Annotated in this window: 10 protein-coding genes; 3 read left to right on the top strand and 7 right to left on the bottom strand. The window is 46.9% G+C overall.

Annotation, left to right across the window (positions count from 1 at the left end):
• Positions 1-74: 74 nt before the first annotated feature.
• Entirely contained in the window at positions 75-686 is a 612-nt protein-coding gene (locus FTT64_RS00255; RefSeq protein ID WP_005177091.1) for a glutathione binding-like protein, read from the bottom strand.
• 218 nt (positions 687-904) lie between these two features.
• Between FTT64_RS00255 and FTT64_RS00250 the strand changes: the two genes are divergently transcribed.
• Positions 905-2,350: a SulP family inorganic anion transporter gene (locus FTT64_RS00250; protein WP_005177090.1), complete on the top strand. Its 1,446-nt coding sequence runs from the start codon at positions 905-907 to the stop codon at positions 2,348-2,350.
• 68 nt (positions 2,351-2,418) lie between these two features.
• Here FTT64_RS00250 and FTT64_RS00245 read toward each other — a convergent pair whose 3' ends face one another.
• Complete coding sequence (locus FTT64_RS00245) at positions 2,419-4,827, bottom strand: ExeM/NucH family extracellular endonuclease (protein WP_180181987.1); 2,409 nt, start codon at positions 4,825-4,827, stop codon at positions 2,419-2,421.
• Between the two features lie 220 nt (positions 4,828-5,047).
• Here FTT64_RS00245 and trmB point away from each other — a divergent pair, with 220 nt between their 5' ends.
• Positions 5,048-5,764 carry a tRNA (guanosine(46)-N7)-methyltransferase TrmB gene (gene trmB, locus FTT64_RS00240; RefSeq protein WP_005177088.1) on the top strand — a complete coding sequence of 239 codons (717 nt, stop codon included), beginning with the start codon at positions 5,048-5,050 and terminating at the stop codon, positions 5,762-5,764.
• Between the two features lie 150 nt (positions 5,765-5,914).
• On the opposite strand, the gene FTT64_RS00235 is transcribed toward trmB, so the two are convergent.
• From FTT64_RS00235 to FTT64_RS00215, 5 genes are all read right to left on the bottom strand, one after another.
• Positions 5,915-6,691, bottom strand: a complete 777-nt coding sequence (locus FTT64_RS00235) for a Rossmann-like and DUF2520 domain-containing protein (protein ID WP_180181986.1) — start codon at positions 6,689-6,691, stop codon at positions 5,915-5,917.
• A gap of 84 nt (positions 6,692-6,775) precedes the next feature.
• Complete coding sequence (locus tag FTT64_RS00230) at positions 6,776-7,573, bottom strand: thioesterase family protein (protein WP_005177084.1); 798 nt, start codon at positions 7,571-7,573, stop codon at positions 6,776-6,778.
• Between the two features lie 63 nt (positions 7,574-7,636).
• Positions 7,637-8,308: a class I SAM-dependent methyltransferase gene (locus FTT64_RS00225; RefSeq protein ID WP_104488772.1), complete on the bottom strand. Its 672-nt coding sequence runs from the start codon at positions 8,306-8,308 to the stop codon at positions 7,637-7,639.
• Positions 8,309-8,486: 178 nt separating this feature from the next.
• Positions 8,487-10,175, bottom strand: a complete 1,689-nt coding sequence (locus FTT64_RS00220) for an AMP-binding protein (protein WP_180181930.1) — start codon at positions 10,173-10,175, stop codon at positions 8,487-8,489.
• A 102-nt stretch (positions 10,176-10,277) separates the two neighbouring features.
• The gene (locus tag FTT64_RS00215; RefSeq protein WP_005177074.1) at positions 10,278-10,907 is read right to left on the bottom strand and encodes a TetR/AcrR family transcriptional regulator; all 630 of its coding nucleotides are present in this window, start codon (positions 10,905-10,907) and stop codon (positions 10,278-10,280) included.
• Positions 10,908-11,054: 147 nt separating this feature from the next.
• Between FTT64_RS00215 and FTT64_RS00210 the strand changes: the two genes are divergently transcribed.
• Positions 11,055-12,227, top strand: a complete 1,173-nt coding sequence (locus FTT64_RS00210; RefSeq protein ID WP_005177068.1) for an isovaleryl-CoA dehydrogenase — start codon at positions 11,055-11,057, stop codon at positions 12,225-12,227.
• Positions 12,228-12,241: the final 14 nt, after the last annotated feature.

The raw sequence follows: 12,241 nt of genomic DNA, 5'->3' as shown, positions 1-12,241 counted from the left end.
CACTTGATTTAAAAGCGAAACATGAAAAAAGGACTCTGCTTGAGTCCTTTTTTATTGCGTTTTTTAGACCTGAATCAAGGAATCAAGCCTTCATCACGCATGGCAATCTGCACCGATTGACGCTCGGCCACTTTATTGCGCAGCGCAATAATATGGGTATATGGGGTTAAATCATGATGGATATGGTTCGACCAGTTGGTCAGTACGAATAAATAGGCATCGGCTGGGCCAAAGTTATCATCGACCAGATATTCATTGTCTGATTCACCAATGGTTTTATCAATATAACTTAACAGACGGTCAATTTCAGCATAGGCTTTATTTTTTTCATCATCGGTTAACTGGCCACCAAAGAATACCGCGTAGGCATCATGCAGTTCCGAGTTGAGATAACCTAACCATTCCAGCACTTTGGCACGGCCCATGCCTGATGGCGGAATTAAATCTTGTTTTGGATCGTGCTGGGCCAGAAACGGTAAAATTGCCACGTTTTCGGTCAGAATCAGACCTGGATTAATCTCAAGCGCCGGAACATAGCCTTTTGGATTAATTTCGTAATAATCATGACCTTTTTCGGTTTTATGGGTTTTCAGGTCGACACGTTCTAAATCAAAATCTACATTAATTTCATTTAAAATAATATGGGCCGCTAAAGAACATGCACCCGGTGAATAATAAAGCTTCATATCTGATCCTTGTTATATAACTACTAACTGTTTTAAATGGCTTCTAACAAACTTTCAAGTGATCGAACCTGTAAATTGCAAAAAAGCGTAAATGCGTAAAAAACATTTACCTTTTCAATATTGAGCAAGCGCGGCGCTTTTTCAAGTGGATTGCGGCTGCTTTTTTCACTTCATTTGTTTTACCATAGTCGCCTTTAAAGTTTCATGAAAAGCCGATTGTGATTAGTCTGAAAAAAGAAGAGTGGTTTTCCAATATCCGGACCGATGTGCTGGCCGGTCTGGTGGTGGGGCTGGCCCTGATTCCTGAATCCATTGCCTTTTCTGCAATTGCCGGTGTCGATCCACAAGTTGGCCTATATGCCTCCTTCTGTATTGCCGTGACCATTGCCTTTTTTGGTGGCCGCACGGCAATGATTTCGGCCGCGACAGGTGCCATGGCGCTACTGATGATTACCCTGGTCAAAGAGCACGGGCTGCAATATTTGCTGGCGGCAACGGTACTGACCGGAATCATTCAAGTGGTGGCCGGCTATTTTAAAGTGGCCAAGCTGATGCGTTTTGTGTCGCAATCGGTGGTCTATGGTTTTGTGAATGCGCTGGCGATTTTAATTTTTGTCGCGCAACTTCCAGAGCTGATGCAAATGGATCTGTGGGGCTATGTCTTTGTCGGCCTGGGGCTGGCGGTAGTTTATCTGTTTCCCTATCTGCCTAAAATTGGCAAGGCGGTGCCCTCACCCTTAATCTGCATTATTGTGCTGAGTCTGCTGGCGCTGTTTTTGGGTGCCGATATGCGTACGGTGAGTGATCTGGGACAATTTCCAGACACCTTACCGGTATTTTTAATTCCTGAAATTCCGCTGAATTTTGAAACACTGGCGATTATTTTCCCCTATTCCATCACCCTTGCGACAGTGGGTTTACTGGAAACCATGATGACCACCACCATTGTGAATGAAGTGACGGAAACTGAAGGTGACCGTCATCAGGAATGTCGTGGTCAGGGCTATGCCAATATTGTCAGCGGTTTTATGGGCGGGATGGCCGGCTGTGCCATGATTGGCCAGTCGATTATTAACGTCAGCTCTGGTGCGCGTACCCGTCTTTCTACTTTGGTCGCCGGCGTTTTCCTGCTGTGTCTGGTGGTGTTCTTTAAAGACTGGCTGGCTTATATTCCAATGGCGGCGCTGGTGGCGATTATGATTATGGTGGCCTTTACCACCTTTAACTGGGATTCGGTGCGTAACTTTAGCAAGCATCCAAAGCAAAGTAATATTGTGATGCTGACCGTGGTGGCGATTGTACTGGCCACACACAACCTGGCCTTGGGTGTTTTCGTTGGGGTATTGCTGTCGGCCTTATTCCTGGTGAATAAGCTGGAAAGTGAAGTCAAAGTTCAGTCTGAACGCGTACAGGATACACGCCGTTATCAGATTACCGGACAGATTTTCTTTAGCAGCTCGGACAAGTTTTTCCAGTTCTTTGACTTTAAGGAAAATCTGCAACAGGTAAAGATTGATCTGACTCACGCGCATATTTGGGATTTAACCTCAGTGAATATGCTGAATACCGTGGTGCAAAAATTTGAAGCTCGGGGGATTCAGGTCGAGCTGATTGGCTTGAATGAAGCCAGTGACACCCTGATTGATAAATTAAGTCCGAATTAAGCTTGAGTAAAACCACATAAAAAACGCCTGATAATCAGGCGTTTTTTTATGGCAGATCAATACCCGCCTTATTTACGGCGACGTAACCAAGCCGCAGCACTCAGACCGAATAATCCCAATAATGACCATAGACCGGTACTCCCCCCATGGGTATCCGCTTTGGAGTCTTCCGATGGCTTTGGCTCTACCGGTGCATCTGCCAAATCCAGATCAATAATAATCGGGTCGTGGTCAGATGAACGGAAAGCATCCGGGCTATAAAAGGCCTGAATCTGCTCGGCAGTTTTATAGTCTTCGTTATAGGCCAGCGCCGTCGGTTCATCGGCATTAATGGCCCATGCAAAAGCACGTTTAACCCGTGGATACAATTGCGCATCGGCAATGGCATGGTCTAAATTACCGGCGCCGCCATAGCCCTGGGTATTACTGGCTACACCAAACACATAACTATAAGCCTGTTTGCCCTGTCCGATTTTTTCATCATTAAACAGATTTTTATAGTTGGCCTTTTCCAGCGCCAAAATCGGATCTTCCTCGGCATAACTGTTTAAGTCGCCCAGAATCAGGACATTGGGCTGCGTTACTTTGGTTGGATTGGTCGCCAGCCATTGCATTAATTTCTGTACTGCGGTCACACGGGTGCTATTCCAGCAGCCTTGACCATCACCCTGATCTGCATCTACACCCGTGTCAGGACAGCTACCTTTGGATTTCAGATGCTGTGGCACCACGGTAAAGCTTTCGCCACCCGCCACAGGTTTAAAACTTTGCGCCATGGTGACACGGTTCAATTGCGTACCATCATCAAACACGGCAGCGGCATTCACCGGCGTCAGGCGTTTGCTGTTATAAATCATGGCTACGGCAATGGTATCGGTGCCCAAGCGATCCGCATTTGGCGGTGTCACATACCTCCAGTCTGGCCCCAGACTTTGGGTTAAATAGGCAATGGCGCTGTCTGGGCCATAACCATTGTTGGCAATTTCATTCAGGCCATAGACATCGGCATCAATGGCTTTTAAGGCACTGACAATTTTCTGATGCTGCTTGTCGAACTCTGCTTTGGTTTTTGCACCGCGCTCGGTCGGGAAGCCTTGTGCAGCGCCATTGTCATAGTTCAGGACATTAAAGGCCGCAGCACGAATCTGGGCAGTATTTTTGGCACTGACGCTGCTGCGCTCATTTTTGTCTGCCACGATATTCGGCAAGGTTCTGCCCTGAACAGGCTGAATACGCCACTGGTTAAAACGATATTCCAAAATCCCTTCTACATTTTGCAGCTCATAGCCGGCTCTTAAGGTATTTTGCGCATTAAAGTTCAGCGGCAACCACGGCGTCCGGTTCTGGTTGTTATAGCCATCATCCAGAATAATTTTCGACAGCAGGTTTTGTTTGGCCAGGCTGAGTGCTTCGTCGGATTTGGCCGGATACAGATTGGTCGGCATATATAAACGCCCAAGGCTTAGGGCCAGCTCGCCATAACGGCCATAATTATAGTTTTCACTGACGGTCAGAGTTTGCGGCAGTTTAACCAGCGCACCCTGATAACGCTGCGGTGCATGCTGCTGCATATCCGTCAGGCTTTCAAACGGTAAATTTACCGTTTTTGGTGCTACCCAGCTTGCCGCTTGCGGATTACAGGTTTGAATCTCCTGAGTCAGCTGGTCCAGCTGCAGCTGGTTTTGATAGCTAGTGAGGCGGCCACGTAAAATCACCTCTTCTCCAACCTGCCCGCCTTTAATCTGGCTGCTGGCCGGAATATAAACAAAAATCGCATTATTCAGGTTTGGCTTGGCTTTGCTATCTGGCGTTTGCAGATAAAAACCGGAAAAACCATTGCTATAACGATAATCTGCGGTCATCACCCCACGCACGGTATAGATCTGGTTCTTGCTGGCACTGTGCAAATCGGCAATGGCGGTATCACTACTGCTACAGCTAATCGTTTCCGTCACAGGCGGTGGCTGCTCTCCTTCTGGCAGCAAATACTGACTAAAAGCATTCCGGTCAGACCAGGCCGTCCATTCACTGTTCACATCAAAAGGTGCTGTTGGGTCAACTGAGCTAACACTATGCGTGGTTTTATTGCGGCTTAAACTGGTGCCCTCTGCCCAACTCGTAGTCTGTCCAAGCACACCAAAACGATCGACCGGTGTATTATGCTTATACAGCACAACCGCATCATTACCATTAAAATTCAGACTTGCGATTTTTTTGACCAGATCGCCCAGCACCAGCTCCAATTCACTTCGCCCGACCAGATATTCAGCTTTGGCCGGCAACACTCCCTCTAAAGATACCGTCAGTCCGGCTGTGGTTGAGCCATTGGAAAAAATCTTGATTTGATACTGAGATAAATCGGCCGCTGTCGCATCGGGGTTATAAATCTCCAGTCCCTTACGGTTCGATGTACCATCGACATATTGACTGAACATCAGCTCTGCATGTGCAGAAAAGCCACAACCCATGAGTGCCATGGCCCAGCATAAAGTATGTAATTTCATTGTTTTTTATCAGTTGTTAAAGCTTATTCAGGCTATTTTTTAGACATGACAGATGTATGAACATTTGATGAAACTATTTCTGCATTTTCATGACAGCTGCCGTGAAAAAAATAGCGCAATGCATGAAAAAATTTGACTTCAACTGCTCAGGACTTAAAATACCGCATTTGAATTTTTTACGATTGCCAAAGTTATGTCGAATGATCAATTAGACCAGCAAGTCGTCGAGCTGGACAACTTAAACGAGCACCGTGAAATTGTGACGTTTATGCGTCGTTCCTCACCACTCAACACCTCTCAACGTACTGCGCTTGAACAATATGGTCACCTAATTTTGGAATATCCGGTTGGCGATTTACGTCAGCATTTTGAACATCCAGAACGTCCTTTAACGGTAGAAATCGGTTTTGGAATGGGCCGTTCACTGGTCTTAATGGCGCAGGCCAATCCGGAGCGTAACTTTGTGGGTATTGAAGTGCATGTGCCGGGTATTGCCCAGTGCGTATATGAAGCAGGCACAGCCGGTTTAAGCAACCTGCGCGTACTGGATGCCGATGCAATTCAGGTGCTGCGTGAAATGCCAGACAACAGCATTAACACCGTGCAACTGTACTTCCCGGACCCATGGCAAAAGAAACGCCACTTCAAACGCCGCTTTGTGGTGGATGAGCGTATGGAACTGATTGAACAAAAACTGGAAATGGGCGGTACTTTCCATGCAGCAACTGACTGGGAACCGTATGCAGAATGGATGCTGGACGTGCTGGACAACCGTTCACGTTTAGAAAATCTGGCAGGCAAAGGCAACAGCTATCCACGTCCGGAATGGCGCCCGCAAACCAAATTTGAACGCCGTGGTATTGAAGCCGGTCACAAGATTAACGACTTTATCTTTAAGAAAATTTCTTAATCGCAAAGTTGAAAAAGCGCTGAAATCTCAGCGCTTTTTTTATACGTCCCTATTTTAAGATCAAAGATTTTAAAATAGATGATCTATCAGTCAAAAGATCGGATCGCCCACTCGATCAATCAGCATCAACCCGAAAATAACAACAATGGGTTATGACTGATGACGTTCTAAAATCTGCTGGCTGAATAGTTGATAAACCGCCTGTAAATCGGGTCGCTGTGCATCGGCCAATAACTGCTGATGCATCTGTAAAATATTCTGATCACCACGCATGGCCGGGCCGGTCTGCATGATTTTAGGGTCGGCCTGGGTGGCCTTCTGCGCCGTTTCCAGCATTAACGGATACAGCAGACTAAAATCGACCTGCTGGACATCAACAATTTGCCGGGCCATGTCATAACAATAATTACTGAAATTACAGGCAAACACCGCGGCCAGATGCAGGCTCAGACGCTGCTCGGAGCTATAGGCATAAACCCACTGACTGAGTTCATTGGCCAGCTGCAACAATACAGCCTGATCGTCTTCATCTGCCGCTTCAATAAATACAGGGGTCTGACTCCAGTCAATCTCACGTTCCAGACTAAAGGTTTGCAGCGGATAAAATACTCCGGCACGTGCATGTACCTGCTGCAACAGCTGCATTGCAGTACTGCCGGAGGTATGGACCATCAGCACTTCAGGCAAATGAGGATGCACCTGCTCAATTATCGCGGCAATGGATTGATCACTCACCGCAATGATCACCAAGTCTAATGTTGCATCAAACTGTTCAGGGCTATGAATTGCACTAGCCTGTACCTGCTGTGCCAGCTGCGCTGCCTTATCCAAACTGCGGCTATAAATTTGTACTATCTGGTGCCGTGCACTCAATGCCCGTGCCAGATGATGTGCTACCCGTCCCGCGCCAATAATCCCGATTCGCATCTGTTTCATCTATATTTTGAACTGCCCACAGCATGCCAATAAAAAAAGGACGAATCAATTCGTCCTGATAGACTTGAGCCAGTTTTAGAACTTTCTTAAGGTCAGAATCTGTTCACTGCGTCCAAATGGCCCATGAACATCATGCAGAATGCCGCTGGTCAGACCAATACCGTCTTCACCATATTGTTGTACCACTTCCAGTCCTAGCCACTGGCCTTGCGGTAAGCGGTGCAGATGAATTTGCAAATCCAGGTTTGGAAAGCCCCAACCGGCATTCGGGTCCTGACGTGGCACCACACCATTGGCGGTATCTACCATACCCATCAGGCGAGTGAAATCCGATGTCGGCTGGCCGTCAATCATTTCAAGCTGATTACTGAGCCAGACAATGCCTTTGCCCGGACGATGGTCCAGATGGGCACGGGTCTGAATACTTTGAATATAGCCGCCTGGCCAGCAGCGCATGCCATCCCACTCGGGTAAATAGTCCGGACTTTCTGCCGGTAAATCTTCCAGACCGGCAATGGCCCGAGTGTCGGAGGTTAGCATTTTCCAGGCACGTGCCACAATACAGGTTTTGCCATTGGCACACATTTCCGCTTCAATCAACTCAATGGTTTTGCCTGGGCGAATCATGCGGGTGGTAATCGAAAATTCACCAAAGGCAATCAAACCAAAAATATCCAGCCCGACCCGGCCAATGCGCATTTCTGCACGTGGCTGGAACTGTTCCAGCTCTGCACAGAGAATACCGGTGGCAGGTGCCATATGCTGCTCATGCGGATTCCACGCGCCCTGAGCATGAATATTCGATTCATAATAAGCTGTGCTGCTGCCATCTGCATGCTGTTCACGTCTGATAAAACTGTAATATGCCGACATTATTTTCCCTACTTCCTTGCTCTTTGGTCTGTGTGCTACCTGCCTGTGTAGCCCCTGTCTCGTTTATTTTCGTGCAAAAAAACCATAATAATTCATGATTTGACAATAAACCCTGCAACTTTTAAATCCGACTTTTGTTAATACGTCTTTGGTCTGTTCAGCCGAAACCAGTTCAAAATCATCATCCAGACGTGCAATCATCTTTTCACTCTGGCTCACTGTTAAGCCCTGTTGCACCGCTACATGCTGCAGCACTTGCTGTTCAGCCAATGTTTCAGGCTGCATCAGGTCATAACTGAGGAAAACACCACCCGGTTTTAAGCGCTGGCAGATGTCCTGAAAAAAATCGGCTTTGGCCGGCATGGGAATAAAATGCGCCACCAGAATGGCCAGTGCCGCATCAAAAGGCTGAGGGGACTCTAAACTCTGGGTATCGGCCTGAATAAACTGCACCCGCTCGGCACCTGCAATTGAGCGGATCGTATTTTGTGCCTGTTCCAGCATGGCACGGGAGGGATCAATGGCGGTAATCTGCCACTGTGGATGATGCGCCAATAAATAGGTCAGCTCATAGCCTGTCCCGCACCCGACCACCAGAATATGCGCAGTTTCCGGTAATTCTGCCGTTAGAATGGCATCAATCTGTTGATGTACCAGTTCATAGCCGGGAATCAGTTTACGGATGTGATCATCATAGCCGGCGACAATGACTTCACTGTGAAAGTTTTTGGCCATCTTTAACTCACTCTACCTCTGACTCTTGAATAGACTTGCGAAGATCATTCTTGTTGGAAAGTCATGACAGCTCGCGGAAAGCAAAGCAATTTTGCTCTGATTTGATTTTTCCCGAGATTCAATCACATGACCGGCGATATCCCTGTCGCCCTGTCATGTGATTAGATGCCTGCATGAATCAAGCAATTTCTTTTAGGTTTAACTCTTCACGCATAAATTCACGCAGCTTAAACTTCTGCGCCTTACCCGATGCCGTCATTGGAAACTCGCTAAAGAAACGCACATAACGTGGCACTTTATTGTGTGAAATATGCTCGGCGCAGTACTGGCGAATGGTTTCTTCTGTGCAAGGGTCGTTTTCATGCAAGATAATGCAGGCGCAGAGTTCTTCGCCATATTTATGGTCAGGTACGCCAATCACCTGTACATCGCAAACCGCCGGATGGGTATAGAGGAAATCTTCAATTTCTTTCGGGAACAGGTTTTCACCGCCACGAATCACCACATCTTTAATCCGGCCTTTAATTTTGACAAAGCCTTCATCGTCCATTTCAGCGATATCACCGGTATGCATCCAGCGTGCAGCATCAATCACTTCTGCGGTTTTTTCCTGATCTTCCCAATAGCCGAGCATTACCGAATAACCGCGAACACAGAGTTCACCGAGCTGTCCACGTGGTACCACCTTGCCCTCTTCATCGACAATTTTGACTTCCAGATGTGGATGGACTCGGCCTACGGTACTGACGCGACGTTCCACCGAATCTTCCGTTGAACTTTGCGCACTTACCGGTGCTGTTTCAGTCATGCCATAGCAGATGGTAATTTCCGACATATGCATGCGGTCAATGACGCGCTGCATGATTTCCTGCGGACATGGACTGCCAGCCATAATACCGGTGCGCAAGCTCGACAGGTCAAACTCATCAAACTGTTCATGCTCTAAAATGGCAATGAACATGGTCGGTACGCCATAAGCAGCGGTACATTTTTCCTGCTGAATGGCTTTTAAGGTATCCAGCGGGTTAAATACGGCTGATGGATAGACCATGGTAGAACCATGAGTGATACAGGCCAAGTTCCCCATCACCATCCCGAAACAGTGGAATAATGGCACTGAAATACAGACCCGATCTGCCGGGCTGAGATGAATTGCTTCACCGACAAAATAGCCATTATTTAAAATGTTGTTATGGGTCAGCATGGTGCCTTTCGGATTCCCGGTGGTGCCCGATGTAAACTGAATATTAATAGTTTCATCAAACTGCAATTCACTAGAAATCTGCTGCAGTTTTTGCAGCATTTTTTTGCTTGGCGGGGTCATTAAATCCTGAAAGCGGTGTAATCCGGCATGTTCCTGATCATCAATTTTAATAATATGTTTCAGATGCGGCAGGCGCTCGGCTTTCAGCACTTTGCTTGCTGCCTGGTTCAGCTCCGGGGCAATTTTGGTCAGAATCTCCTGATAATTGGTGGTCTTGAACTGCGAGGCAATCACCAGTCCCTTACACGACACTTTATTCAGTACATATTCCAGCTCATTGCTTTTATAGGCCGGGTTCAGGTTCACCAGAATAATGCCGGCTTTAAAGGCCGCAAACTGGGTAATGGTCCATTCCACGCAGTTCGGCGACCAGATTGCAAGACGGTCACCTTTTTGAAAGCCCAGTTTCAGCAAACTGCAGGCAAAGGCATTCACCTGCTCTTGCAACTGCCGGTAGCTCAAACGCACATTCTGATGCAAGCTGACCACCGCATCCTGTTCGGCGTATTGCGCGCAAGCCTGATCAAATTTTTCACCAATCGTTGTGCCCAGTAAAGGCTGGCTGCTCGTTCCGTAGGCGTAGCTTAACCGTACTTGTGTCATTGAATCGTTCTCCTTGATTCTTTGTAATTCTGATTTTCAACTCTACTAATTGTTTTTGAACCACAACTACCTGTCTGTCTTCCCTGCCGTTTTTATCGTTTTTTACTCACTTCCCTCCTGTCGTCGTACTGCGTTCACACAAAAATCGGCAATCTGTTTGACAAAGTAATCCTTATAGTTTTGATCAAACATCACATTGCGAGATGGGTTCAAAGGTTCAATCACCACAAAGGTCATGGAGCCAACCACGCCCAGTGCGGCGGTGTTCAAATCTTCAAACTCAAACTCACCATTGACTTTTCCTTCAGCCAAAATTTCCTTAATGCTCTGCTTGATCAGCTGTTTACTGCGAAAACGTTCATGTTCCATTTCCGGATCGACCGGTTCAAACATGAGCGCATACGCCAGTTGGGGACTGTTCATGGCACGCTTCACAAAAGTTGTAACAGATTTTTGCAATTTCTGTTTTGGCGATAAATCCGAGCCGGCAATGTGGTTCAAAATTTCAACCTCATGCTGAATCGCATTCGACAACACTTCAATTAAAATCTGGCTTTTGTTTTCGAAATATCGATAGACCAGACCGGTAGATACACCGGCACGTTCCGCAATGGCCTGAATCGACGCCTCTTTAAAGCCCCCTTGAGCAATTAGTTCACGAGCGGACTGCAAAATCGACAGGCGATTCTGTTCCATTCGTTCCTGCATCAATGATGATCTTTTATAACTCATATCTTATTCTCAACCAGATAAAATGAATTGTAAATCATTTTGTGAATTTTAGTTCACTTTTTTAAATTTTCGATGTATGTTAAAAACCAAGCACAACAAAAATGCTTTTTTGGAAACAACAAATATAACCGCAGGATGGATGAAGAAATGAATTTACAAAGCTTGGATTTCGGTTTGGATGAAACACTGATCGCCCTTCGTGATTCAGTTGCTGCATTTTGTGCAAAAGAGATCGCACCAATTGCTCAACAGGTCGACCGTGACAACGAATTCCCTGCTCATCTTTGGAAAAAGTTTGGGGACATGGGTTTACTCGGTCTGACTGTAAGTGAGGAATATGGTGGCACCAACCTCGGTTATCTGGCACATATTATTGCCATGCAGGAAATTTCACGTGCCTCAGCATCCATTGGCCTTTCCTACGGGGCACATTCTAACCTATGTGTGAACCAAATTAAGCGTAATGGTAACGAAGAACAGAAACAGCGCTATTTACCGAAACTGATTTCAGGTGAATATGTCGGCGCATTGGCCATGTCAGAACCGAATGCCGGCTCCGATGTGGTGAGCATGAAACTCAAAGCTGAAGATCAGGGCGATCATTATCTGCTAAACGGTTCAAAAATGTGGATCACCAACGGTGGCGATGCAGATGTGCTGGTGGTCTATGCCAAAACTGATACCCAAGCCGGCGCCAAAGGCATGACCGCTTTCCTGATTGAAAAAACCATGCCGGGCTTTAGCCACGGTACGCACCTGGACAAACTGGGCATGCGCGGCTCGAATACCTATCCACTGTTCTTTGACAACGTGCGCGTACCGAAAGAAAACGTCCTCGGTGGTGTCGGCAATGGTGTAAAAGTGCTGATGAGTGGTCTGGACTATGAACGTGCTGTATTAAGCGCAGGCCCACTGGGCATTATGGATGCCTGCCTAGACACCGTGATTCCGTATATCCACGAGCGTAAACAGTTTGGTCAGGCACTGGGCGAATTCCAGCTGATGCAAGGCAAAATTGCTGATATGTATTCGACCTGGCTGGCCTGTAAAGCACTGGTCTATGCCGTAGGTGCAGAATGTGACAAAGCCGAGCATAGCCGCAGCCTGCGTAAAGATGCTGCCAGCGCAATTTTATATGCAGCCGAAAAAGCCACCTGGATGGCCGGTGAAACCATTCAGACGCTAGGTGGGAACGGTTATATCAATGAATTTTCTGCTGGACGTTTATGGCGTGATGCCAAACTCTATGAAATTGGTGCAGGCACCTCGGAAATTCGCCGTATGCTGATTGGCCGCGAACTGTTTAACGAAACTGCCTAAAAAATAAATCACAA

This window comes from Acinetobacter sp. Q186-3, from assembly GCF_013420655.1.
Taxonomy (GTDB): domain Bacteria; phylum Pseudomonadota; class Gammaproteobacteria; order Pseudomonadales; family Moraxellaceae; genus Acinetobacter; species Acinetobacter indicus.
The sequence above is the reverse complement of the archived record's forward strand: the minus strand, read 5'-3'. Positions and strand labels throughout refer to the sequence as shown.